The following is a 25,012-nucleotide window of genomic DNA, read 5'->3' on the forward strand; positions in this document are numbered from 1 at the left end:
TCACTCCTACTCGATTTTTTTATCTTCATGATCATAGCCAACAGAGTTAAATCTGCAATTCTCCCAAAGCCTTTATGCGAATCCTTAATACTTCCCCTTTAAAATAATCAAACGGGAACTCTTCGATTGAAACCACCTTAATGCTCTCCACTTTTGCACCTTTTAGGAAGAGCTGTTTAAATAGTTTTTCTTTCTCAAGCTCAATGATTTCCTCTATCGTTTGATTTTTTAACCAAAAAACTTTGTCCGTTTGGGCACTAAGGGGAGCATAGCAGGCACCAATGGCATTACTTATATGATGACCTGATGGATGAATAACCCTTTTGTATTTCCCGAATAACCGATTCACAATTAATGTGCTTCCCCCGCCAACCAACACGATAGGAAGTCCTTCACTATTTAGCTCTAAACGGGTAATCTTTTCCTTTATCTCCTGGGTCACCTTTTTTACGACTTTCTGACAATCTTCATATGTTAATTTCTTTAGCCAGTTAGAAGTCATCTTTTCGTTTGATAATGAATCCAGATCCATCCCAAAGAATGAATCTGTTACAGTCCAGGAATCTCCTCCCCAAGAAATCCCTTGATGTTCAAGGTCACTAGCAATCGTTGCCTTTATTTGTATTTCTTCATTATCCAGCGAAATCAGACTTCCGCCTCCATAAGGCAATGAATATATTTTCGGAACTCTCATATTGACATCGATGTTTAAAAAAGAGGTTGAACCCACAGTCAATTCCGGCTGGCCATTTCGAATTTTCCCGATTTCTATCGTACTTCCCCCAAAATCAACAACTATACAATCTTGTAAACCACTTATGATGCTTGCCCCTCTGAAACTATTTGTTGCTCCAGATCCAATTGTGAAAATGGGATATTCTATTGCATCTTGAAGTTCTAACAGAGAACCATCATTTTGGGTTAACCAACATGGGCATTGTAAGGAAAGCTTTTTAAATAATTCTGTTAAGTCCATCATTGCCTGACGAATAACTTTTGAGAAAACAGCATTTAAAAGGGCAGCATTTTCTCTTTCTACAAAACCCATTACCCCCAATTCATGGGACATGGTAATCGGAATTTCAGGAAATTGTGTTTTTAAATCATCTCGAAGGTATCGTTCTTCCGTATCAATTAGTGGTGAGTTTACACCAACAATGCAGATAGACTCAATGTTATCCTTTTGAATATGCTCGTAAAGCCTGTCCATCTCCCCAGGGTCTGGCGTTTTAGTTAGATCTTCATAAAAACTAGTAATATGAAAGACATTACCTATATATTTTTTAAGATGTTCTGGCCAAAATAGACCTGGTTTAAGAAGTGTCGGCTTTTTCATAATCCGAATTAACGCTGTTTTCGAGAGTTGTACTGGGTGATAAAGTGCATTTTGAACATGAGTGGTTCCAACAAAAACACCCTCAATTTCATTCGGTGCTATACCCGCCTCACTAATTACTTTTCTAGCTGCTTGCTCAATCCCCGAAATAATATCCTTGGAGGTTAATTGTTTATTCCAAGAAAGGAGCTTCCCGTTGCTTCCTATTAAAACAGCATCTGTATTGGTACCTCCGACGTCAATTCCAAGCTTCATGCGACTGATCTCCTTGCAATGGTTGATAGGTAACAGCTAGACCATAATTTTCAGGGCCAACCAATTCAAGCATATCCTTTGTCCGGAGGATATTGGGTGCTGGAACAGCAAATATTGTTACTGCCAAGCCTACTTGTATTTCGGAAACATTATAGGGGCTAAATTTTTCATCATCCAATACAAGAATTAGATCAGGCGTCATGCAACGATATAGTTTTTCTTTAATCGCAATAAATTCATTTTTAAACTCTATTTCCATTCTTTTATTGGAATGAGACGACCTTCCCTCTACGGTGAATTTCCCGATCAATGCCCCTTCTTCAAACCATCTGCTAACTTCTGTTATGACACCCGTGATGATAGATATCGGTTTTCCATAAAGTGAGTTTTCAAAGACTGCCATCATTTCTATCCTTTTTTCACTAACCGATGTTTCTTTCATTAAAGCTGACCCTAAGCGATAAATTAAGTTTAAGGAACCTGAAATCATTGATGTTTTCATCTTCCTAGCGTTTGAACCAAAGCCAACAAAATGAACATACCCGCCGCTTTTCGCAATAAAATTCTTTGTCTTTTCAGATGTAATTTGAATATCTTCATTTCCCTGTATAACTGTGTATGCATCATGAGTTTCAAGGACCATCGGTGAAACAGGAATCTTATTGAGATGATAGGTTGTCATTGATAATTCTGGAAATGCCTTTCCCATGCCATCTCCATCGACTACCGGCAAATTGTTCTGATAGGCCATCAGTAACGGTTCTAATCCGTTTACTCCCCCGATTTCAACAGGGATGATGGCACCAATCTTTTGTTCTATGATGGACTCATATACCTTTAACGCTCGACTTCCCTGTATACCTGTTGGAATGTTCTCATTATAAAAAATTGTTGAGCCCATCATCCCAGTTCCTACAATCCATTCATCCTCTAAATCAACAATTGTCTTTACTGTGATCGACTCTTCGTCTTTCATTATCGACATTATTAGATTCTGAATGGATTTTGTATCGCCACCACCTCCACAGGCAATTAATTTTGCCCCCAATGCTACTAATGGAATATCCTGTTTTTTAATTTGCCATGACATATACTGCTCCCCTTTCTTTTTATATTGCAAGTACCGTGCCAAAAAAATAAAACCTCTGAAACCAGAGGATAGAAGGATTTTTAAAATTCAATATTAAAAATTATTAGAATAATCTTGATAATGATAATGGCAATTTATAGCACGAATCATAATTATTCTCATCTTTACTCAATTTTTCTCATCCTTTCTCAACTTTTATCAATTTCTACTTTATTTTATATTTAGTAATCCTTCGATATAATGTTGGTAAACTTATTTTCAAATGTTTTGCTGCCTTCTTTTTCCCATTCGTATCTCTGCCATATTGGTCTAATAGTTCGATAATCATTTCTTTTTCATCTTTACGATTGGTTGTTTTACGTGCCAGAACAGTCTCTGTTTCCATTATGTGATCTTTTTTATCTTCTAATCCAAAATAATTCGGCATACTTTCAATTGTCACTAAGTCACCAATTTCTAATTGTACAAAATGATGTACAACATTTTGAAGCTCTCTTATATTTCCTGGCCATACATATCTAAGTAAATTTTCGATGACCACTTCTGATAACCTCTTCGGTGAACGCCCTAACTCCATAGAAATTTTATTTAAGTAATAATCAATAAGAATGGGAATATCTTCTCTTCGTTCTCTCAAAGGTGGAATCATAATTGGAATAACATTTAACCGGTAATACAAGTCCTCTCGAAATTCCCTATTTGCGACAAGTTCTTCTAGATTACGATGAGTTGCCGTTATGATCCGAACATTCACCGGCGTGCTCTTTGTATCCCCAACTCTTTCAATCTTTCTTTCCTGGACTACCCTTAGTAATTTAGCTTGTAAAGGAAGTGGAAGGTCACCGATTTCATCTAGAAAAATCGTTCCACCATCGGCAAGCTCAAACCTTCCCGCTTTATCACTGGTCGCACCAGTGAATGCGCCTTTTACATGTCCAAATAACTCACTTTCAAGTAAGGATTCTGGAATGGCAGCACAATTTAGAGCAATAAAAGGAGCTTCCCTCCGAGGACTAGCAGAGTGAATAGCTTGGGCAAATACTTCTTTTCCCGTTCCACTCTCTCCTCTTAATAGAACGGTCGTATCACTTGGAGCAATTCTTTTTCCAATATCAATGACATTTTGAATCGACTCGCTCGTTCCTTTGACATCATTAAAGTTATAAAGAACCCGCCGCTCATTCACCTTCTTTTTCGACTCCTTAAAAGGAGTTAAATGGAGAAGAAGAGAGACAATCTCCCCATTCGCCATTAAAGGATTTACCCTTACTGAATATTCCTTTTGTTTCCCGCTCGTTAATGGATAAGAAATCCTCCATTCTTGCTGCTTCGACTTATTTCTCATTTCTAACCAAACAGCTTGAGGGATGATTTCACTTATATTCTCACCCATTAAAACGGTTCGAGCTTTATTAAACTTCAAACTTCCACTATTGCTGATATTATGAATCGTTCCATCTAAGCCGACAATTAGCAGTGGATCCTCAATTAATGAAAAAACCCCGTTCATTTCTTCTAGAATTGAATGGTTTTCTTTTCTTAATCCTTCATTTTCTATTTTATTACTCATCCATTCCCTGCAAAAATCTAGCTGCAGTTCCATTTTGTTACAGTTATCAACTAACCATTCATCCTGACCTTTCACTGACACAGCTAAAAGTACTCCTATTACTTTTCTATCCTGAAATATAGCTTTAATCATAATGTTTTGGGCTTGACCAACTTCTGTTAATAAACATGTTTCACACGTATGCTCTATTCTTTTTGTAACAAAAACATCCATACCTGTCTTTTTAACTTTATTGAGAATAGGACATTTTAGGTGTAATTGATCAAAAAATACTACCTCAATTTTAATGGGATATGGCTCCATAATCTTGGATATAGTCCATTCCATATCCTTCTTTTCCATTTCTTTATACATATGTACCACCTAATCATCTAGCTTTTATTGATGTTAATAAAAAGTAATTCCTTCTATTCTAAACAATAAGAATTTTAAATTCAAAACTAAAGTAAGGTAACACCCTAGATAGAACGATTTCCTTTATAAATTCTTTGCCTGACATTCACCTATTTTTCCTCTTAACATAGGATGATTTAAAAATGGCAGGAGGTCGTATTATGGAGAAGGAACAAGCATCCATCACAAAGTCCTCTAGGTCAAAATGGCAGACTTTTGAAGTGATTGGCATCTTGTTAGTCTTTGGATCATTGATTCTTCTATTATTCGCTCCTAATTCATTGTCTAGCCTGTTTGATACGATTATTAAGGAAGTTAAACCAATTGTCGTAGATATATTTCTGACAAGTGAAGTTGGGATTGCCATTATTGTAAGTGTTATTGTTGGACGCCTATTGGAGCGATTAGGCTTTACGGATGGGTTAATTCGACTATTTGTTCCCATTATGAAGTGGTTCAAAATCAATCCATCCGTCATCATTCCAAGCGTATACAACATCCTTGGTGATATTAACGCTGCTGGAAAAATCTCTGGACCTATACTTGTCAAAGCAAATGCAACCAAGGCTGAGCAAAAAATTGCGGTAGCGACGATGATTCAATCTCCACAATCCTTTGCAACCTTTGTGTTAGGACTCATCGCACTATCAGCGTTTAGTATTAATGCCTTTCCACTCGTAATCTTATCTATTTTTGTCCCAATCATTGCGGTCCCATTTCTGTTATCTAGAACCATTTACCGAGATACAAAAAAAGTGGAGCTTGAGGAACTGCCGCGTTTTACACCTACTACAAAATTTCTGCAAACAATTTTCTCTTCCGCTAAAGAAGGCGTTGAACTGCTGTTTTTAATTATTATTCCAGCCGTTGCAGCTGTCTTTTTCTTTATCGGAGCCTTAAAATTCATAGGTGTTTGGAGTTTTATAGAATCTAGCTTATCCTCAGTTCTTACATTCTTAAGTATCGAACCAGCTACCGGTATTGTGTCCATACTTGCTGCTCCGACACTCGCGGTTGCTCAGCTTGCGGAACTCTCGAGTACCATTGATCCACGTTTAATTGTAGGCTCATTTGTTATAGCTAATTCTGGACTGCCATTGTCGGTCATCTTTGGCCAGGTGCCTGTCACCTGGGCTGAAACATCTAGTTTAAATGAGAGAGAAACGTTAGAGGCAGCGATTATTGGCATGGTTTTAAGATTTATTACGGCATGTGTATTGGGATATTTTTTAACTCCATTTTTGGTGTGATGACTGATGAACTACTTGATCCGAAGTAAAAGGTTAGTAACTGTCAGTCAGTTAGGGACGTTGGAAGATGGCGCAATGGTTATTGAAAATGGAAAAATAGCTGAGATTGGCAGCTGGGATAGTTTGAAGGAGAAATTTCCGGATTCCGTTTTGATTGATTGTTCAAACTATGTAATTACACCTTCATTAGTAGATTGTCATACTCACTTACTAGAATTTGCTCCAACCTCTCTTTATCCGGTGACGCCTCAAACTCATTTTTTGGCTGGAAAAGCGATTCTCTTTCAAGCATTGTCAGCAGGGATCACGGCACTTGGGGAGCAAATCTGCGGTCATCCGCTATGCGATTTTTCAAAGGAAGATTATCAAAAAGCCGTTCAAGATATACCACTCGATGTTTCCTTTGCAACAACTAGCATTTCGATTGGTTTCGAAAATTTGGCTCATTTTACTTCCATCTCACAATCGCGAGCTGTTACACAATACGATTTATCTGACCCGGTTTTAGTGCAGATGATTGCACTTGAAAGTGACTATCCTGGTGAAAATATCTTTATCAATGCCACACCAGCAAATTTCACCGAAAAAGAAGTACCGCGGGCTGGAGAGATCATCTACACACTCGAGGAGTTAAAAAAGATTGTAAAAATCTATCATCGATTAGGAAAACGAATAGGCGCTCACGTTGCAGGTGAGCAAGGTATCAATCTAGCCTTAGAGGCAGGAATCGATGTTTTGCACCATGCACATGGAATAACAGATGAACAAATTGACATTGCTGCAAAACAAGGAGCTGAAATTGTCGCCACTCCAATGGGCGGTACACATCTACGGCCGAACTCTCCAGAGGAAATTCTCAAATTGATGCAAAAAGACATTCCAGTATCAATCTCAACTGATTCCTATCTTCCACCATACCCGGGAACTTCATGGCTCCCCTTTCATGATCAAACATTACAAGGCCCTGATGTTCTAATGCTAATCGCGCAGCCAGCTATGCAGTTGTTAAAGAAACATCATTATGATGAAAATAAGATTCTAGCGCTTTTAACTGATAATCCTGCTAGACTATTAGGAAAAGATGATCGTTTCGGACGACTAGAAGTAGGTTTAGAAGCAAACTTTTTAGTATCTGAAGGTATTCCTGGACTAGAAATTACAGAGATTGATCAGATAAAAAACGTTTTTTATAAGGGTGTTAAGGTGATAGTTCGAAAATAAAAAAACGTGCCAGTAACCTACCAACAAAATTTGAAGGTGCCTGGCATGTTTTTCCGTTTGTTGAACCTGTATAGTTTTTTGTTAAAGCTGTACCCTTTTTTGTAGAAACTGTATGGTTTTTTGTTTAAACTGTACGGTTTATTATACAAACAGTACGGTTTATTACAATAAAAAGTGCCAGGACCACCCAAATTTGGTGGTACCTGACACTTTTTTCAAGCAAAAACTTTGCTTGTTTTCATAACTCTCTCTCTTGCAGCAACATACTCTTGATGAAGCTTCTTTTTATCTGGAATATGAATTTATTAATAAAGTTTCAAGTGAATCCTTACTCTGCTTGAAATCTATTTTTCCGCTTTAAGAGCATTTTTCAAGCTTTTAATGGTGCCAAGATGTTCATTTTCATGGAATGTAGCGTAGGAAAGGAGTTCACCGATGGTTTCCAATTTTAATGATCCTATAGTAAATGGGTTTTCAACATTTTCATTTAGTCTTCCGGCAAACGTTTCTTTCACACGTACTAATTGTTTTGAAAGTAATGGAAGAATCTCCTCTATAGTAGGCGGAGTGAGATTCCAGTCGGTTGTTTTGGATCCGGATTTGAATAAGTCGATATATCCCTCTGGCAAATTTGGAATTTCATTTGAAAAGTGAAAGACAATCCTCTCAACAGCAACATAAATATGACCCAACTGCCAGCGTAGTGAATTAGGGTATCCATTTGGGATAATGTCCGCATTTTCTTCCGTTATGTCTTGTGCCGCCTTTAATGTAGCGTTGCGAGCATATTCAAATAGATCAAAAATCATTTTTTCAGTCATGTTTAAGTCCCCTTTTCCAATCAGATTTTTTATTGCTCTACACTCTTTACTATTCAGCTATATTTCCCATTGCAATCGAAATTCTATTCCAGCTGTTTATTTGATTAATTAATAGAATGAGGTCCACATACTGTTTCTCATCATAGTGTTCACGCACTCGCTGATATAACTCATCCGGAACACGTTTTGTCGCAATTAATGTCACATGCTCTGCAAGCTCAAGTGCTGCTTTTTCTGCATCTGTGTAAAATGTACACTCTCTCCAGGCACTAAGACAAAATAGCCGTTGTTCGGTCTCACCCATTTTTCTAGCATCAGCAGTGTGCATATTGATGCAATAAGCACACCCATTTATTTGAGAAGCTCTAATTTTTATCAACTCACGAAGTTTACGGTCTAAACCAGTGGTTTTTGTATATTTTTCCATTTCCATCATAATTTTTAGTGCTTCCGGTGCTTCATTGTAGTAATTGATTCGCTGTTCCACGATCATTACCTCCTGTTGATGTTTTAATTGGCGACAACGTTAATCGACGATTAACTATATCTATAATATGACGGTTATTAAATTATGTCAACCCTCCGAAAAAGACCCTTAGTTGATAGAAAACTATATTTGACAAAGAAATAAAACATTCCTAAGATAAATGGAAGGAATTACTTTTTATTTATGAAGAAGGTGTTGGTATGCAGTATAGTATTGGCGTTGAATATGCACTTCATTGCCTCGTTTATTTAATTGATATTCCTGAGGATTCTTCCACTGGAATAAAGGAGCTTTCCTTTTTTCAAGGAATTTCAGATACATACCTTTCAAAGATTTTCACAAAATTATCGAAGGCGGGTATTGTCAGTTCAGTTCCCGGGGTTAAGGGTGGTTATAGACTTGCTAAATCTCCAGAAGAAATTACTTTTTGGGATGTAGTGGAAGCAGTTGAAGGGCCTAAGCCAATTTTTCAATGTAAAAATATTAAAGATAATGGGTATTTGTATAGAGAAAACTGCTGTACCGCTCCCTCTTTTTGCACCATCAATTTAGTGATGCTCTCTGCGGAGGAAAAAATGCGTGATTTCTTGCGCAGTAAAACACTTGCTTGGTTAAATGAAGAGCTAAATAATGTACTGCCTGAACAAGTACGTGAAGGTTCACGGAAATTTTTTTCAAAAAACAATATGTAAAAAACCTCTCGTGAGATTCTTACACTAACAGAATCCAGCGAGAGGTTTTTTATATGGCAATAATAAAAACGCGAAAGTGAATACTATTATAAGTTAGAAAAATAATAAGATTGACGACATATTAGGGAGTACATTTGTTTATGTTAATGAAAAACAATAATCAAAATCCTGCTGAGAATCAAACCCTTGGAGAAATAGTGAAAAGAGCAAAGAAATCATCTGATTTTAAAGAAATAGAAAAACAGGCTGCCGGAGTCCGAATATGTATCCTATACTTCACTACACTCATCGACCACAATAAGATGGAACGTGTATTTCTTCCCTATTTAAATGAGCGTGAAGAACAGATAGAACAATCTTTTGATGTTGATAATTTTAAAGATAATCTTCCTCTTGAAGAAGTAATTCGTACGCAGGACGTAAAAGAAATCGAAGAGAAAATTCATCTGGGATATGTACTCATTACCTTTGAAAATAACTCTCAAGAATGTCTTTTGATAAACGTTAGTAATTTATCTGAAGGGGTCCGAAAAACGAATGAAACGGAAAATGAGTTTAGTGTCACAGGGCCAAAGTTAGGGTTTGTTGAGAATCTTGATACGAATATTCTCCTACTTCGAAGTAAGTTAAAATCACCATTATTAACGACAGAAGAGTTTGTTCTAGGCACATTGTCAAAAACTAGGGTTACCATTGTGTATTTAGATGGAATAACAAATGAAAAACATATAGAAACCGTAAAAAAAAGACTCTCTGAAATAGATTTTGATATTATTTGGGATACTTCTGCTATTGACCAAATAATAAGAGATAACTCTAATACTCCTTTTCCGCTTTACCTATCTACAGAGAGGCTAGATAGAATTTCTTATACACTCTCTCTGGGCCAAGTAGTTATTTTTAGTGATGGTTCACCATCTGCAATAGCTGGTCCTTCTACTATACTCGATTTTTTTATCTCACCTGAAGATTATTATTATCATTGGGTTATTGGAACATTCTTTCGGTTAGTACGTATATTTGCAATAATCTTTTCAATCTTTTCTTCCTCTATTTATGTCGCGGTTGTGACGTTTCACTTTGAGGTGATTCCCGCGGATTTACTAGGTCCGCTCATAAAGTCCAGAGCAAACGTTCCATTTCCACCGTTATTGGAGGTTCTTTTTTTAGAAATGACCATTGATTTATTAAGAGAGGCAGGAGCTCGATTGCCTACTTAGGTAGGGCAAACATTGGGAATTGTTGGTGGTATTGTCATTGGACAGGCTGCAGTTGCTGCAGCACTGACAAGTAATATTTTATTAATTATCGTCGCTTTATCCGCACTAGCATCATTCACTACACCAACAATCATTATGTCCAACACAATAAGATTATTAAGATTTCCCTTTATCATTCTGTCATCATTACTAGGCGGGTTAGGAATTATGATAGGTTTTGCAGTTTTACTATGTCATTTATTTAAGCTAAAATCATTTGATACTCCTTACATGGTTCCTTTGTATCCGTTTCGGCGAAATAATTTTAAAGATAGTTTTATTCGGTCGCCTTATAGTGAAACAAACAAAAGGCCAGAATTTTTAAAAGCAAAAGATACAATAAAATATTCACTAATGAAGAAAAAACAGAAGAAGGAGGATATTAATGACGAATAAAACTTTTGTAAAAATAGGTTTTGTCGTTTTATTGTTACTCCTGTCCGGATGTGTACCTCAGAATATTATTGATGAGGTTTCTTTAATGCATAATATTGGATTTGATAGAGAGAAGAAAATGTTAAAAGGGTTTGTTGTCTATCCTGATTATCAACAAGGTAAGGAATCTTCGTTAATTTCTGCACTTGGAACTAATCCTTCGAGTTTACGTGAAGAGCTTGGCTATAAGTCACAATTTAGAGTAGAAATGGGACAGTTAAGGGTAATTATTTTTGGAAATAAATTAAGTACACATGGTTTAGCACAAGTTCTGGATACCATTTGCAAAGACCCTCAAGTTGGCTTTGTCAGGATTGTCATTTCAAATGATTCCCCTAGCAAAATACTCAAAAAAACTCTAAAAGAGCGTCCACTTTATTTAATGAATTTAATCGAACAAAGCATTACAAACGAAGGTATACCGGAATCGAACATCCATACCACGTATGATCAATTTTTTGGAAGTGGGATTGATATGTCTTTTCCCATTCTCACGGTAGACTCCGGCGGAAAAGTGAAAGTGGATGGCGTGGGCATATTTAAAAAGGATAAATTAAAATACACGATACCAACCAAAGAGGCATTTTTATTAAAATTGTTGACAGATCGAAATAAAGTGGGGGTATATAATTTAAAACTTACCAAGAATGATCGTAGCGATTACGTAGGAGTAAGATTACTATATGGAAAGCATAAAATTAAAATATTGAATGAAAACAATATCAATAAGGTAAAAGTCACTTTGGATCTGAATGTAGAACTTGGAGGTTTACCGGATTGGATGACAGTTGAAAATAAAAAAGATTTTCAAATCATTAAAAAAGAATTACAGCAATCAATTTCCTGGGATGCAGCAAAACTCCTAAAAGATCTTCAAGCCCAAAATGTAGATCCTATTGGGCTTGGCAGAATACATAAAATTAGCCAAAACAATTGGTCTGAGGATAACTTTTATAAAAATATTTATCCTAGAATGTCCTTTGATGTTAGTACGAACATTATTATTAGACAAGCTGGAGTTGGAAAATAGTGAGCGTTAAAGTAAAAGAACAATTTCAAGTTTCTGCTTTTTTTGCTTTCTTTTTAGTTCACGCTTCACAAACCGGAATTGGCATTTTAAAATACCAAGCCCAAATAAGTAAACATGCTGAACAAGACGCCTGGATTTCATTGATTATGTCAGGAGTTTCCATACATTTAATCCTGTACATTATTTTTAAAATGTTAGATTCCAAACATAACGATTTAGTAGCGGTCCACCAACACTGTTTTGGACGAATAGCCGGAAGCACACTATCCCTTTTAGTTTTAGGCTACTTTTGGCTCGCCTCTTTAACTGTTTTTCGAACGTATATTGTCGTTATACAAACATGGGTTTATCCAACCATTAAAACCTGGCAGCTTAGTATCATATTCGGTGTTCTAATATTTTATATCGTATCCAGTGGATTCCGTATTTTAACAGGTTTCAGCTTTTGGGGAGTTATTTTACCATCTTTATTATTTATTCTAGTATACTTCCCTATCAAGCATATGAACTACATTTATTTACTGCCCGTTTTCAGTCATTCTATAGGTGATTTACTCTTATCAGCAAAGGCTTCCACTTTACTTTTTCTCGGTTTTGAATGGGTTTTAATGTACTACCCATTTATCAAGGACTCATCGAAAATACCTAAATGGGTCTACCTTGGGAATTTTTATACCATTGTTGTTTACCTGATCGTAACCTTTATATCATTTCTCTATTTTAATCAAGATGTGATTGAACAACTCCCATGGGCTACGCTCATGATGGTGAAAATCGTCCACTTTAGTTTTTTGGAGAGGTTTGAATATATATTTATTTTTATTTGGTTATTGGTCATCATTCCTCCGATGTGTATCTCCATGTGGGCATGCACAAGAATCATTAAAAGAACGTTCTCAATTCCACCAAGGGGTTCATTAGTAGTATTAATTCTTTTAGTCATGATAGCTTCGATAATGTTGAAAGATCTTGAAAGCGTAGACATGATAAGTAATATTGCCTCTAAAGTCGGATTTGTATTTATCTATTTATACATTCCTTTCCTTTTTCTTATAAAACTAATGAAAGATCGATTACTAAAGAATAAGAGAACTAGTGCTTAGTGCATAACAAACTCTTGTACCATTTTTCAATTGCCGGCTAGGAGTTAGATAAGGAAATCATTTCCTCTAAAAAAAAGAATATCAGACACATAAATTTTTTTGTGTCTGATATTCAGGCATCATGGTTCACTTTTTATAGCTCTCTTCACCCCCCCTACTAGAAATAATGGTAGCGCCGATCCCCTCCTCAACCAGATCCGTATTAAACTTCACAGAGTAACATAAAACATAAATCACAATAAGCGCAGCAATCAGATTTAACACAATCAACGATAGGTTGATAGTTAAAAATTGAGTCAGAACTCCTACACCAACAACCGGACCAATAAATCCTGTGTATGCACATAAATAAAATGCAGTTATCACTCGGGGGCGCTCTTCCGGTTTTGGTAATTCACCGGAAAATCTCAAGGCAACTTGAAACGTCCATCCTGCGCCAATGGCTTGAATGAATATTCCCGCCCAAAGTAAGAATAAATTTGCTGTCTGACCGGAGAAAACGGTCACCCATGAACCAAGAACAAGAAACAGGATACCAAGACGCATCCGGGTAATAGGGTTACGACGGCCAAGGTGAGAACTGCACTAGGGCGCCCCCACCTAATAGCAATAATATTAACAATCCGGATATAGAGAGATTATCTGTGTGAATGACATTTCTAGTGAAAGAAGGAATAAGAGAGAATACAATTCCACATAACGTAAAAGCAGTAAAGATCGGAAGTCCAATCATTGACCAAAAATGGGACCGAATATTCTTTGGAACATCGAACGAAATCTTCGTTTTAACTGGTTGTTTTTGCCCTTGGGTATCCTTTTGCTCTGGTAACATTTCAAGACTTACCAAGGAACTCAATAACATAATGAGTAGAAACCAATATGGCAAATGAAGCGTCTGAAAATGCACATACTGTACAATTAAGCCGGAGATAGCCGGACCAAGACCAAAACCAATGTTTACTGTTATCCCTGACAGTTTAAGTGCCGTACTCACTTTATCTTGAGGTGTTTGCTTTAATAAGAAAACACTGGCCGTACCTGTAAAAGCGCCATACGCAATGCCTTCTAATATTCTTGCTACATAGAGCATCCAGACAGCATGACTCATAATAAAAATCAATGTTGATAAGATTGAGATCAATATACTAAAACGGACTACGCTTTTTAATCCCCAGTCACTCCCCCTAGCACCTACTATCAGCAAGGTAGGAATTAAGAAAGCTGCATAGATAGCAAATAGGATGGTAATTTGGAGACTATTAAGTTGATAATGCTCACTATATAAAGGGAATAACGATGAAATATACGTGGCACAACATGACATGATTAAAATGATCCAAAGCATCCTTTTCATTCTGTTTCCTTCTTTCAAAGTTAATTTACATCGATGCAAAGCAAATTTAACACATTCAAGAACGAACGGACAATAATTAATTTGAATGTTCGTTCTTAAATTTACGGAATCAAATAAAATAGAGCTGTAAAAACAGCTCTTTGACTAACCTTCCTGTTCGATTTGGATGAAAGTATTCCCAAATTGAGCAATCTTTCATTCAGGTTGATTTTCCTGTATTGATCAAATCTACTTAAATTTTAACTTTATAATTCCAATCAGTTTGTCCAAGATAGCTCAATAATTGCTCTTTTCGAAAATAATTTAGCACATTCAGGAACGTTCGGTAAAAAATTATTTTTGAATGTTCATTCTTAAATGCAAGGACGATTTTTACATTTTTGAAAAAGAACCGTAAGGCATGGTCGCCTTACGGTTCTTTTGATGTCTAATAAGCACTATAGAGTAATTGTTGCATCTATTCCAATACCGACAGATTCATTTTAATAATTTGGTGTAATTTTTCCCTGTCTGTTATCGTCTTAACCATCACGCGCAGTCCTATTAATGCATTAAGAAAATAATAAGACATCCCTTCCGCATTAAGTTTCTTGGAAAATTCTCCCGATTGTTGGCCGTCCACAATAAGATTACGTATTAACTGTTCTAATGAGGTCCATCTCAGATGAACCAAATCTATTGCCTCAGAATCATGTTTTGCCAACTCAACAGCCGTATTCACTAGGAAGCAACCCCTAGGAAACTCTTTTTGTTGTTGGATTGCCATTTCAAACAACAATTGGATTGCTTCCCTAGCCGAACGGATATCAGACATACGTTCGTTAACCAATTCCTCCAACATTTCACTATAACGTTTCAATGTTTTGACATACAAGGATCTTTTATCGCCAAAAGTATCATACATGCTTCCTTTATGAACCCCCATATGCGACACCAGTTCCTGCATGGATGTCTTTTCATAACCTTGTTCCCAAAATAACTGCATGGCTTTAAGCAGAGCAGCATCTTCATCGAATTCCTTTTTCCGTGCCATTTCAATCCTACCTCCTTAATATGTGGTACCAGCGATACTATTACATTAAAATATTTACGAGGACCTCTAAGTCCTCTAACCTGCGTCTACGAAAGATACTTATCAAATAAAAATACTGATTTTTGTCATTCAATTACAATTAGCTGTGATAAATATAATAACATAGTATTATTCTACTATCCTGACCATTAGGATAACAAGAAAAGGAGTTCATGGGGAGAGTTCTATTGGTCCACTTTTTATGTAACTTGAGCCAAGAGAACCGACCCTATTGTGTCGCGCATGATATACTTACATCAAATACATCAAAAAAGCAAAGGACTACTATTATGAACTTACAAAAGAATTTATACATAGATGAAGTACTTGTCCAATACTTTCCCGCAGGAAGCTGGGAGACATGGGTTGGGCAAAGTGGTGCAAACAATACGACTCGATTTGTCCGTGTTGATGATAATCAATATGTCCTCCGCGTTTACGAAACCCATCAGGATGAAGAAAAGGTAATGTATGAGCATACAATACTCGTTGCTTTAGCGGAAATGCCTCTAACTTTTTCAATACCTCAGCCTGTACGATCACGTGATGGAAAAACGATTGTACAAACCATGGATGGTAAGATTGCCAGTTTATTTCGATACTTGGATGGAGTAAACTCTGCTCTGGGTGAAATGGCAGAAATTCATTCTTACGGGAGAACTGCTGCTGAATTGTCAGCTTCGCTAGCAAATGTTCAAATCAATCAACGACCTGCCTACAACCCTTATTATGAGATTGAAAACACTCATCCTAGTTGTTCTTTACAGGAAGTTTTGAGCTTTTGCAAAAACCCCACCAGAGAATTTTCGGAACAGACTACTGATTTACAAGTTATTTATGATCAGCTCACCTCTTTTATGGAGCAAATTTTTAGATTAAGGCAATTGCCTCATCAACTTGTTCATGGCGATTTAAACGCGTCCAACATTCTGGTCAATGAAGATGGGATTGTATCAGCTGTTCTCGATTTTGAATTTGTTACCAACGATTTACGGGTGATGGAACTGGCTGTTTGCTTATCAGACTTCATCGAACCTTGCGAAGAAAAAACTAATACTTGGGCAAAAATTAATGCATTTCTTTCAGGTTATGGAAAATCCATAAAATTGACAGAAGCTGAAATCAAAGCCATTCCTGTCCTCATCCAACTTAGAAGTCTCGATGTATTCATTCATTTTCTGGGTCGTTATTTGGATCAGATTAGCACCATTGATATCGTTAAAGAATATATTCAAAAATCGGCGAAACGCTGCAATTGGATTATGGATAATAAAAACAAATTGATTACTTTTTGTACTACTAATTTGTTAGACGTAAATAGTTAATAATTCAAAAAAACATGGGGAAGGTTCTATTGGATTAAGTTAATCCAATAAAACCGCAAGAGATTTACCAGCATCATTCCAATTGTCAATAATTATTCCGAGTTCTTTTATTTCACAAATAAAAAGTGCACAGGCACCAACCAAATTTTTAAGAATAATCATTGTTGATAGTAGTTTGTTCTCAATATACTTAGGGTCTTCCTAAGGAGTCCCTTTTTCAAAAGATAGGTATTATCTATTAAGTTAGTAACTCGTCTATCAGTTTGATGGCTCCATTAAGCCGATCCAGATAATCTCCGTTCAGGATTTCATAATCGATGTTATGACTTTTTAATAATGTCTTTAGTTGCTGATTATTTTTCACCCTTACCTCGTCCTCTCCATGAACCCGAAGCCCATCATTCACCCACTTTACATCGGGTTCAAGGTATAGCCAAAGGTCGTAGTCTTGGAGTTTAGCGATTTCATCTAGTACGGTCTGATGCTCATTATTGTAGAGGTTTGAGTAGAATTGGGTCACAATGGCTTCTGTATCAATAAATACTACCTTATTGGCTTTTTCGATTGCCTTTATTTCCTCTATCTTATGACCGTAAGCAATTTGCAGGTAATCTTCTTTTACGATAATACCATCGCACCCTCCTAATTCCTCACAGACTATCCGCCCGTATTCTTCTACATAGGTAGTGTTATAGATTTTGGCGAGGTTTTTCGTTAAAGTTGATTTCCCACAGCTTTCTGTTCCAACCACCACAACCTTTTTTACAAAGTAGGGTTTCACAATGTCAGGAATAAACTCCCAATGACGAAAGACACCTTCTTTTCGAATCGCTGTTGCGGAGATGTTCACATGAGTGCGGATAGGATCGATTAAAAAATGCTTTGCAGTTGGATACAGTTCCTCAAAGATCTCGTTATATTCAGTTTCAGAACTAAACACATAGTCTATCGGTTTTCCAATTGCCTTTTTGATTAATTGAGCTCCTTCATTCCAGTCATAATCATCATTTCCTTGATAGTCTGCAATCGGAATCACTTTTACATGCGGCATATCCTTCGTGAGTTTGGACAGCCAGCGTAAACGTATTTGAGCAGGAATGTACTCCATTTTTGTGTCTCGACACAATTCATTATCACGCTTTTCACTATGAGACAAAACCACGTAAAGTTCATCCACGATCGATGAAGCCTGAACAATGGCATACACATGACCAAGATGCAGCGGTAGAAACTTACCTCCAAAGAATCCAACACTCATTTAGGCCACCCCCTGATTTTGTTTTAGATAAAGTTTTCGCCAGTTGATATAGCCATAGAGACTGTTTACGAGGAAGGCCGACCACATAACCAACATGGAGAAATCATTCCCGCCTTGAGTGAGTAAAGCACTTATCCAAAGGAATATCGATAAGACATTTACTGAAATCCATAGGATCCATTGTTCCGCAAATCGTTTCAACATCAATATTTGTGCCGCTATCGACAATACATTTGTTGCTGAATCCGTCCAAACATTGTTGCCGCCTAGGTATTTCAAGAAGAACCCATAGCCGATTGTAAGGATTAAAATGGTTACCAATGTATATATCCAGCCTGTTTTTGTAAGGCTTTTAACTTTGACATCTTCTCCTTTAACACCCTGTTCTGTTTTGTTCTGTTTCCATAAATAAATGCCTATAAATTGGACCGGAAAGTAAAACAGCGCGTTGAGCATGACCTCTCCATAAAGACCATACCCGTAAGCAATATACGCATACGTTAACGTTTGGACAATCCCAAAATAATAATTGGAGATTTTCCCTTTTGCCACTAGCACCACGCAGAGCATGCCGCTTATAGATGATATCAAGCCAAGAGTTGAGTCTGACCAAGCAAAGAATAGATATATGTTAACCAGTGTAAAGGTGAACAACCACCCTATTTCAAAACGCTTCCAATTCCTAACTATCCCCATTCGTTCTCTCCCCTTCACCATTTTGTTTTTTTACCCTTGTAGTTTGTTTCTGTACACGGAAACAATCGGTTGAAAATCAGTAAACCGATAAAGCTGAGCAGGTGTTTTGGAATAGGTGTTTGATTTTTTTGGTTTGCCATTTTCTGTTACTGCTTCTATAAATGGCAGTGTTGGTGCTTTTCTGAAAAAGGCTGCATCTGTCGAAATCGATGGGTCATCCAAAACTGTCAATAAAACACCTTGAAGCTCTGAAAGTACAAACTCTTCGGGAAGAAAATGCTTCGCAAGTGTGGTTAGTGCCATATCCTTTTTAATAAACCATAATGCATCATCAATGATTTTTCGATGGTCAAAGGCAAGGTGTAAGGCTAGCGCCTCTTCAATGGTAAACAATTGGATATCTTGTGCGTCATAAGTCGTTTTACGATTCTTTAGGGCAATTTCATTCGCTATCACATAGTGAGCATTCGAAATAATCCATCCTCTTTTGTCTCTGCTGGGGGAATCATAGACGCCAAAATGTTTGATTCGCAGTCCTTCTACTCCTGTTTCCTCCACAAGCTTGCGTTCTGCAGCTTGAAAAGCTGTCTCGCTAGGACGAACAAATCCTCCCGGCAATGCCCACTTGCCTGCTTCTATATTTGGATTCTCTTCATGATCGAGTTCACTTCGTTTGATCAACATGATTTTCAAGCTTTTTATTGGTGGTTTATACTCGCCACTACTCTCAGATGTGATGGTAAAGACAGCAATATCGCTTGTATAGCCATCGGGTGTTGTAAAGTTTATTTTCATTTTAGTCACTCCTTTAATTAACAGTTTGTTAATTGTTAATTAAAATATATTCCAGTATTTGTTTTTAGTCAAGAAATTTCTGAAAAAAATTCAGATGATAAAAAGCCTAGAGGCTGTTTCCCCTAGGCCATACTTATTCTATTAAAAATCACTTTACCTATTTCAAAAAGACATCGCCTGATTCTATCAATTTCTGAAACTCAATAAAATATTGTAACGCTTGTGGATTTAACAGGGAATCGGAATTAACAGCCTGATTGACGGGAATTCCCATTAGTATTTTCTTAATGGGTACCTCAATTTTTTTACCATTCAATGTTTTAGGCAGTTCATTAACACTAAAAATTTCATTCGGTACATGTCTAGGAGAAGAGTTTTGTCGAATTGTTTTGTTAATATGAGATTTCAATTCCTCCGAAAATGGGATGCCCTCTTTTACAACGATAAATAATGGCATGTAGGATTGCTCACTAGTAATCGGTATGTCCACAATTAAACTATCGTGCACTTCTGGTATACTTTCTAAAGCACTGTATATTTCACTCGTCCCCATCCGAATTCCGCCCCGATTAATGGTCGCATCTGATCGACCATACATGATTCCAGATCCTCTAGGGGTTATCTTAATAAAATCACCATGCCTCCAAATATCAGGGAAAACATCAAAATAACTATTTTCGTAACGTTCCCCATTTTCATCATTCCAAAAATAAATCGGCATGGATGGCATCGGTTTTGTCACCACAAGTTCCCCAATTTCATCCACTACCTCTTCTCCTGCATCATTATAGGAAGTTACAGCTACACCTAAAGATCGAGCTTGTAGTTCTCCAGAGTAAACGGGCATTAACAGGCTTCCCCCCAAAAAACCAGAACAAATATCTGTTCCTCCGGTAGTAGAATATAACCAAATATCACTCTTCACTTCTTGATAAATCCATTCAAACCCGCTTTCGGGCAGTGGTGAACCAGTTGAGCCTATGCTTCTTAAGTGTGAAAGATTAAATTCTCTTGGTCTCACATTTGATTTCATATTGGCCACTATAAAGCTTGCACTTGTGCCCATCATGGTCATTTTAGTAGATTCCGCAAACCTCCACAGTGTTTCATCATTGGGATAGCTTGGATTTCCATCATATAAAAGAACCATTGCACCGGTAAGCAAACTGCCAACACCTATGTTCCACATCATCCAGCCTGTTGTTGTGTACCAAAAGAATCGATCTTCACTTTGTAAATCCATTTGAAGTCCAAGGAATTTCAAGTGTTCTAGCAGGATTCCACCTTGACTTTGAACAATACCCTTTGGTTTTCCTGTGGTTCCGGATGAATATAAAATCCAAAGCGGATGGTCAAATGGAACAGCTGCAAAGGTTAATGGAACATGACTATAATCTCTTATCACCTTATTCCAAAGTACGGCATTCTTCAAACCTGATAACTCAGGCTGATCTTGCAGGTTAGGAATAATGATTGTTTCTTCCAAGGTAGGTAATTCCGCTTGAATTCTTCCTACTAATTCAAGTCGGTCGTATTTCTTCCCTCCGTATTGGTAGCCATCTGACGCAAACATTACTTTTGGTTCGATTTGTTTAAACCGATCAATTACACTCTGGATGCCAAATTCCGGGGCACAGCTTGACCACACTGCACCAATACTGGCACATGCCAAAAATGCAGTTACCGTTTCGTGAATATTAGGTGCATATGACACAACACGGTCACCCGGCTTAACCCCTTTAGACTTTAGGTAACCTGCAATGGCAGCTGTATTATTTTTAAGTTCAGCCCATGAAAGTTCCTGTTGTGAACGTATTTCCGATTGAAAAATGATCGCCGCTTTTTCTGGAGTTTCATTCCTAAATATATGTTCTGCGTAGTTTACTGTTGCACCAGAAAACCAATCGATATTTGGCATTTTGCCTTCAGATAATACTTCATGATAATCACTTTTGGCCATAATCTTATAATAATCCCAAATGGCAGACCAAAATCCCTCTACGTCGGTAACGGACCAATCCCATAACTGATTGTATTGTTCAACCTTTAGCCCACGCGTTTCATCCAGCCATGTCATAAATTTCTTTATGTTTGATTTTTCTTGAATTTCATGCGAGGGTTCCCAGAGTAGTTTTCCACTTACATTTGCGGTTTTCAATCTTATCCCCCCTATCAAAATCGATTATAGCTTCCGTTAAGCATTATGGCCTAACTTTGCAGAATTCGTTAAAGGTACTTGAATAATTATTTTGATGTAATGGTCTCTTTTAAGTAATCAGCTTCACGTTTTTCAAGAAAAGCGGAAATCCCTTCTTTTCCCTCTATGCTGCTTGCTCTCTCAGCAAGGACTAATGACTCCTTACTCATTTGAGACTCAAGTGTTTCTTGCAGCGAGTGATAAAAGAGCTTTTTTGTTTCTCCATATGCATTCATTGGACCATTTGCAAGGTTCTCTGCTAACTCTATGACAACCTCAAATAATTTCTCATCGCCAACAACGTGGTTGATAATCCCCCACTCACTTGCCTCTTTTGCATCCAATGCCCGATTGGTATACATTAACTCAATTGCCCGTTTCATCCCGACAAGACGCGGTAGGAAGTAACTCCCTGAACCATCCGGTGTTAACCCAATCTTGTTATACGCCATGACAAATTTAGAATGATCAGAAGCATAAGCCAGATCACAAGCGCATACGAGACTCATTCCGGCACCCGCTGCAACTCCATTCACAGCTCCGATAAAAGGTTTATTCATTCTAGTAAAATAGGAAATCGCTTGATGCAGGTAGGCCGTTACACTTTTTAGATGAGAACTGATTTGTTCCCCTTCCTCGGCAAAGCTTCTTAAATCTCCACCGACTGAAAACTTATTTCCAGAACCAGTAATAACCACCGCTCTAATTTCTTTGCTCTCCGAACAAAATAGTGCAACATCCATAAGTTCCTTAGCCATTTCTAAATGAATAGCATTACCAGCTTCTGGACGGTTTAACCTGACAATTCCCACATGATTTTGGATCGTTAACTGAACAAATTTATTTTCCACTTTTAAACCTTCTTTCTTTTTTTATGCTTGATTTTTCTCACGAAGACCCGATGAAGGACTAATCTCAATGAGGAATCTTCTGATTTGTCTTTCATCACGCTTATGAAGGACTAATCTCACTGGGAATTCTCCTGATTTGTCTTTCATCATACTTATGAAGGACTAATCTCGCTGGGAACTCTTCTGATTTGTCTTTCATAACACTTATGAAGGACTAATCTCAATGAGAATTCTCCTGATTTGTCTTTCATCGACCTTTTATACTGTTGTACTAATAGTCAACAATAAAATTTAACAAAGCATTTTTAATAAAAGCTTTATACCCTTTCTAAAATCATGGCAATGCCCTGACCTCCGCCAATACATAGTGAGGCTAGTCCATACTTTACATTACGTTTTTTCATTTCAAGTGCTAATGAATATGTAATTCTTGTACCGCTTGCACCAAGAGGATGCCCCAAAGCAATTGCCCCGCCATTGACATTCACTTTTTCCCTATCTACCCCTAACTCTTTTATAACGGCTAGAGATTGTGCAGCAAATGCCTCATTAAACTCAAACAAGTCAATATCACCTAAGGATAATCCAGCATTCTTTAGTGCTTTTATACTTGCTGGAACAGGTCCAATCCCCATAATTTTCGGATCAACCCCTGCAATTCCCCAAGAAACAATTTTAGCTAGTGGTTTTAATCCATGTTCACGGACATACTCTTCTGAAGCTAATAAAACGGCTGCTGCACCATCGTTTATACCACTAGCATTTCCAGGTGTGACAGTTCCGTCCTTCTTAAAAGCTGGCTTTAGCTTAGATAGGCCTTCAACTGTTACCCCGTCTCTAATATATTCATCAACCTCAATGACTAAATCTTTTCCTTTTCTATCTTTCCTTACAATAGGTACAATCTCTTCCGCAAAACGTCCGTTATCTCTTGCTTTGATTGCCTTTTCCTGCGAATAAACCGAAAATTCATCCTGTTCCTTTCGAGAAAGGTCATATTTCACCGCAAGATTCTCCGCCGTCATCCCCATTCCACAGCCAACATATTGATCAATGAGTGTTTCCCAAAGCATATCCACTACAACCGGTGCCTTATTTGGTGAACCAAAACGGGTACCCTTTAAAATTTGAGGAGCTAAACTCATATTCTCAGTTCCACCAGCAGCAACGACCCTTGCCTCTCCTAATGCAATGGACTGTGCACCCGATACGATGGACTGGAGTCCTGAACCGCATAAACGATTTAAGGTTAGTGCAGCGGTTGACTCTAGCATTCCGCTTTTTAGACCAATATGTCTTGCCAAATAAGCAGAAGCCTCCCCCGTTTGGATAACATTGCCGAACACAATTTCATCTATATCTGATGCTGGAATTCCACTTCTTTTAATCGCTTCCTTGGTTGCTTCGACGCCCAGTTCAATATCGCTTACATTCTTAAAAGATCCTCCAAATGTTCCAAAAGATGTTCTGGCGCCATCAATCAAATACGTTGCCATGTTTATTCCCCCTTATAATTGTTCAATCTAGCCTAACTATATTTCCATTTTGCTATTCCTACTAACCTATAAAAAAAGGGGATTGAGAAGGCAGCATTTTACGACCTTTTTTCCCCTTTCTTCAAAAATTTATTTAAAATCTATACTTTAGCCAGATCCAATACAAATTCTGTTCCCCAAGCGCTTAGTGATTCCCAAACTTTTGGTTTTAGCGGCAGCTCCTCGTGCCAAGGACGCGGTTCGAAAATACCGAGTTCTGGAATGAAAATATCCATGTCTGTATACAATTCCACTACATTTTGGTCAGGGTCATGATGGTAGGTTGCAATATTATGTCCAGCGGTATGGCGTGATGGGCCCCAAAGAACAGGGTGACCTTGCTTCGCCAATACATCCGAACTTGCATATTGATGACTTGCATCCTTTAATTGGAAAGCAATGTGATGTAACCGTGTTTCGTCCGATGCCACAATATTTAGTACATGGTGCTCGGTATTACAAGTTAAGAAATTTGCAAAGCTTTCACCGATTTTATCTGTAAACGAAAAGCCTAATGCATCCCTGTAAAAATGAATGGTTTCATTAAAATTTTTCGCATAAAATGCAACATGTCCTAATTTATGAGGAACAATCCCTGAAGTACCAAAACCAACATTTGTTTGATCCATTTCTGTAAATAATTCAATCGTGTTTCCTGCCGGATCCTGTAACTCTATCAATCGGGAAATACCAGGTTTAACATCAACTTTTATAGTAGAATTAATTCCTAGCACATGCAGCTGTTCTTGTACTTCTTCTAAGCTAAGATTGCCATCTAATTGGTATCCATAGCGGCGAATCCCTTTTTTATCAGAAGGCGTAATGACGATATTATGATGGTCGAGAGCGTTGCTTAAATAAGTAACGCCATCCACTTCCTCAGAAATACGATAACCCATAGTATTTGTATAATACTCCACCATGCTATCAGCATTTTTTGAATAAAAATCAACATACGCTAATCTAAAAACTTTTACAGTAGACATA

Annotated in this window: 21 protein-coding genes and 1 pseudogene; 7 read left to right on the plus strand and 15 right to left on the minus strand. The window is 37.4% G+C overall.

The features are described from left to right. Window positions 1-46 precede the first annotated feature (46 nt). From ACY3XC_RS10615 to ACY3XC_RS10625, 3 genes are all read right to left on the minus strand, one after another. Window positions 47-1,591 carry a hydantoinase/oxoprolinase N-terminal domain-containing protein gene (locus ACY3XC_RS10615; protein WP_464868525.1) on the minus strand — a complete coding sequence of 515 codons (1,545 nt, stop codon included), beginning with the start codon at window positions 1,589-1,591 and terminating at the stop codon, window positions 47-49. After that, entirely contained in the window at window positions 1,575-2,681 is a 1,107-nt protein-coding gene (locus ACY3XC_RS10620; protein ID WP_464868526.1) for a DUF917 domain-containing protein, read from the minus strand. Before ACY3XC_RS10620 ends, ACY3XC_RS10615 begins: the two co-directional genes overlap by 17 nt. A 205-nt stretch (window positions 2,682-2,886) precedes the next feature. Then, window positions 2,887-4,605, minus strand: a complete 1,719-nt coding sequence (locus ACY3XC_RS10625) for a sigma-54 interaction domain-containing protein (RefSeq protein ID WP_464868527.1) — start codon at window positions 4,603-4,605, stop codon at window positions 2,887-2,889. Between the two features lie 200 nt (window positions 4,606-4,805). Between ACY3XC_RS10625 and ACY3XC_RS10630 the strand changes: the two genes are divergently transcribed. Further along, complete coding sequence (locus ACY3XC_RS10630) at window positions 4,806-5,894, plus strand: hypothetical protein (RefSeq protein ID WP_464868528.1); 1,089 nt, start codon at window positions 4,806-4,808, stop codon at window positions 5,892-5,894. Window positions 5,895-5,900: 6 nt separating this feature from the next. Beyond that, entirely contained in the window at window positions 5,901-7,115 is a 1,215-nt protein-coding gene (locus tag ACY3XC_RS10635; RefSeq protein ID WP_464868529.1) for an amidohydrolase family protein, read from the plus strand. A 344-nt stretch (window positions 7,116-7,459) separates the two neighbouring features. On the opposite strand, the gene ACY3XC_RS10640 is transcribed toward ACY3XC_RS10635, so the two are convergent. Both ACY3XC_RS10640 and ACY3XC_RS10645 read right to left on the minus strand, forming a co-directional pair. Then, window positions 7,460-7,936: a DinB family protein gene (locus ACY3XC_RS10640; RefSeq protein ID WP_464868530.1), complete on the minus strand. Its 477-nt coding sequence runs from the start codon at window positions 7,934-7,936 to the stop codon at window positions 7,460-7,462. Window positions 7,937-7,985: 49 nt separating this feature from the next. After that, a complete protein-coding gene (locus ACY3XC_RS10645) occupies window positions 7,986-8,423 on the minus strand; it encodes a carboxymuconolactone decarboxylase family protein (protein WP_464868531.1) in 438 nt (145 codons plus the stop codon). Between the two features lie 200 nt (window positions 8,424-8,623). On the opposite strand from ACY3XC_RS10645, the gene ACY3XC_RS10650 reads away from it, so the two are divergent. From ACY3XC_RS10650 to ACY3XC_RS10665, 4 genes and pseudogenes are all read left to right on the plus strand, one after another. Further along, the gene (locus ACY3XC_RS10650) at window positions 8,624-9,115 is read left to right on the plus strand and encodes an Rrf2 family transcriptional regulator (protein WP_464868532.1); all 492 of its coding nucleotides are present in this window, start codon (window positions 8,624-8,626) and stop codon (window positions 9,113-9,115) included. 140 nt (window positions 9,116-9,255) lie between these two features. Then, window positions 9,256-10,770, plus strand: a pseudogene (locus ACY3XC_RS10655) (spore germination protein). Further along, on the plus strand, window positions 10,760-11,839 hold the full coding sequence (locus ACY3XC_RS10660; protein ID WP_464868533.1) for a Ger(x)C family spore germination protein: 1,080 nt from the start codon (window positions 10,760-10,762) through the stop codon (window positions 11,837-11,839). Before ACY3XC_RS10655 ends, ACY3XC_RS10660 begins: the two are co-directional and overlap by 11 nt. Beyond that, entirely contained in the window at window positions 11,839-12,942 is a 1,104-nt protein-coding gene (locus tag ACY3XC_RS10665; protein ID WP_464868534.1) for a GerAB/ArcD/ProY family transporter, read from the plus strand. The genes ACY3XC_RS10660 and ACY3XC_RS10665 overlap by 1 nt, the downstream gene beginning before the upstream one ends. 126 nt (window positions 12,943-13,068) lie before the next feature. Here the strand turns inward: ACY3XC_RS10665 and ACY3XC_RS10670 are convergent, their stop codons facing one another. The 3 genes from ACY3XC_RS10670 to ACY3XC_RS10680 all read right to left on the minus strand — a co-directional run bounded on the left by ACY3XC_RS10670 (window position 13,069) and on the right by ACY3XC_RS10680 (window position 15,329). Continuing rightward, complete coding sequence (locus ACY3XC_RS10670; protein WP_464868535.1) at window positions 13,069-13,488, minus strand: hypothetical protein; 420 nt, start codon at window positions 13,486-13,488, stop codon at window positions 13,069-13,071. Between the two features lie 13 nt (window positions 13,489-13,501). After that, on the minus strand, window positions 13,502-14,296 hold the full coding sequence (locus ACY3XC_RS10675) for an MFS transporter (protein WP_464868536.1): 795 nt from the start codon (window positions 14,294-14,296) through the stop codon (window positions 13,502-13,504). A gap of 457 nt (window positions 14,297-14,753) precedes the next feature. Beyond that, window positions 14,754-15,329: a TetR/AcrR family transcriptional regulator gene (locus tag ACY3XC_RS10680; protein ID WP_464868537.1), complete on the minus strand. Its 576-nt coding sequence runs from the start codon at window positions 15,327-15,329 to the stop codon at window positions 14,754-14,756. A 212-nt stretch (window positions 15,330-15,541) separates the two neighbouring features. Here ACY3XC_RS10680 and ACY3XC_RS10685 point away from each other — a divergent pair, with 212 nt between their 5' ends. Then, window positions 15,542-16,693, plus strand: a complete 1,152-nt coding sequence (locus tag ACY3XC_RS10685) for a phosphotransferase (RefSeq protein ID WP_464868538.1) — start codon at window positions 15,542-15,544, stop codon at window positions 16,691-16,693. Between the two features lie 238 nt (window positions 16,694-16,931). Here ACY3XC_RS10685 and nadR read toward each other — a convergent pair whose 3' ends face one another. The 7 genes from nadR to ACY3XC_RS10720 all read right to left on the minus strand — a co-directional run bounded on the left by nadR (window position 16,932) and on the right by ACY3XC_RS10720 (window position 25,011). Then, window positions 16,932-17,951 (minus strand): multifunctional transcriptional regulator/nicotinamide-nucleotide adenylyltransferase/ribosylnicotinamide kinase NadR, encoded by a 1,020-nt coding sequence (nadR, locus tag ACY3XC_RS10690; protein ID WP_464868539.1) that lies wholly within the window; start codon window positions 17,949-17,951, stop codon window positions 16,932-16,934. After that, window positions 17,952-18,647, minus strand: coding sequence for a nicotinamide riboside transporter PnuC (gene pnuC, locus ACY3XC_RS10695; protein WP_464868540.1), 696 nt, complete (start codon window positions 18,645-18,647; stop codon window positions 17,952-17,954). A gap of 30 nt (window positions 18,648-18,677) precedes the next feature. Further along, entirely contained in the window at window positions 18,678-19,442 is a 765-nt protein-coding gene (locus ACY3XC_RS10700; protein WP_464868541.1) for an NUDIX domain-containing protein, read from the minus strand. A gap of 157 nt (window positions 19,443-19,599) precedes the next feature. Further along, window positions 19,600-21,600 carry an acetoacetate--CoA ligase gene (locus ACY3XC_RS10705; RefSeq protein ID WP_464868542.1) on the minus strand — a complete coding sequence of 667 codons (2,001 nt, stop codon included), beginning with the start codon at window positions 21,598-21,600 and terminating at the stop codon, window positions 19,600-19,602. Window positions 21,601-21,686: 86 nt separating this feature from the next. Further along, window positions 21,687-22,490: an enoyl-CoA hydratase/isomerase family protein gene (locus tag ACY3XC_RS10710; RefSeq protein ID WP_464868543.1), complete on the minus strand. Its 804-nt coding sequence runs from the start codon at window positions 22,488-22,490 to the stop codon at window positions 21,687-21,689. A 317-nt stretch (window positions 22,491-22,807) separates the two neighbouring features. Further along, entirely contained in the window at window positions 22,808-23,986 is a 1,179-nt protein-coding gene (locus tag ACY3XC_RS10715) for an acetyl-CoA C-acetyltransferase (protein ID WP_464868544.1), read from the minus strand. A gap of 140 nt (window positions 23,987-24,126) precedes the next feature. Continuing rightward, a complete protein-coding gene (locus ACY3XC_RS10720) occupies window positions 24,127-25,011 on the minus strand; it encodes a VOC family protein (RefSeq protein ID WP_464868545.1) in 885 nt (294 codons plus the stop codon). Window position 25,012 lies beyond the last annotated feature (1 nt).

It is taken from the genome of Bacillus sp. CZDM1 (assembly GCF_055502545.1).

What these genes read in the sequence shown, in the direction of transcription:
- pnuC (WP_464868540.1), bottom strand. Translation starts at nt 18,647, where the DNA reads ATGGGGATAGTTAGGAATTGGAAGCGTTTTGAAATAGGGTGGTTGTTC.
- ACY3XC_RS10615 (WP_464868525.1), bottom strand. Translation starts at nt 1,591, where the DNA reads ATGAAGCTTGGAATTGACGTCGGAGGTACCAATACAGATGCTGTTTTA.
- ACY3XC_RS10685 (WP_464868538.1), top strand. Translation starts at nt 15,542, where the DNA reads ATGGGGAGAGTTCTATTGGTCCACTTTTTATGTAACTTGAGCCAAGAG.
- ACY3XC_RS10625 (WP_464868527.1), bottom strand. Translation starts at nt 4,605, where the DNA reads ATGTATAAAGAAATGGAAAAGAAGGATATGGAATGGACTATATCCAAG.
- ACY3XC_RS10640 (WP_464868530.1), bottom strand. Translation starts at nt 7,936, where the DNA reads ATGACTGAAAAAATGATTTTTGATCTATTTGAATATGCTCGCAACGCT.
- ACY3XC_RS10660 (WP_464868533.1), top strand. Translation starts at nt 10,760, where the DNA reads ATGACGAATAAAACTTTTGTAAAAATAGGTTTTGTCGTTTTATTGTTA.
- ACY3XC_RS10630 (WP_464868528.1), top strand. Translation starts at nt 4,806, where the DNA reads ATGGAGAAGGAACAAGCATCCATCACAAAGTCCTCTAGGTCAAAATGG.
- ACY3XC_RS10680 (WP_464868537.1), bottom strand. Translation starts at nt 15,329, where the DNA reads ATGGCACGGAAAAAGGAATTCGATGAAGATGCTGCTCTGCTTAAAGCC.
- ACY3XC_RS10635 (WP_464868529.1), top strand. Translation starts at nt 5,901, where the DNA reads ATGAACTACTTGATCCGAAGTAAAAGGTTAGTAACTGTCAGTCAGTTA.
- ACY3XC_RS10700 (WP_464868541.1), bottom strand. Translation starts at nt 19,442, where the DNA reads ATGAAAATAAACTTTACAACACCCGATGGCTATACAAGCGATATTGCT.
- ACY3XC_RS10670 (WP_464868535.1), bottom strand. Translation starts at nt 13,488, where the DNA reads ATGCGTCTTGGTATCCTGTTTCTTGTTCTTGGTTCATGGGTGACCGTT.
- ACY3XC_RS10620 (WP_464868526.1), bottom strand. Translation starts at nt 2,681, where the DNA reads ATGTCATGGCAAATTAAAAAACAGGATATTCCATTAGTAGCATTGGGG.
- ACY3XC_RS10715 (WP_464868544.1), bottom strand. Translation starts at nt 23,986, where the DNA reads ATGGCAACGTATTTGATTGATGGCGCCAGAACATCTTTTGGAACATTT.
- ACY3XC_RS10650 (WP_464868532.1), top strand. Translation starts at nt 8,624, where the DNA reads ATGCAGTATAGTATTGGCGTTGAATATGCACTTCATTGCCTCGTTTAT.
- ACY3XC_RS10675 (WP_464868536.1), bottom strand. Translation starts at nt 14,296, where the DNA reads ATGAAAAGGATGCTTTGGATCATTTTAATCATGTCATGTTGTGCCACG.
- nadR (WP_464868539.1), bottom strand. Translation starts at nt 17,951, where the DNA reads ATGAGTGTTGGATTCTTTGGAGGTAAGTTTCTACCGCTGCATCTTGGT.
- ACY3XC_RS10720 (WP_464868545.1), bottom strand. Translation starts at nt 25,011, where the DNA reads ATGTCTACTGTAAAAGTTTTTAGATTAGCGTATGTTGATTTTTATTCA.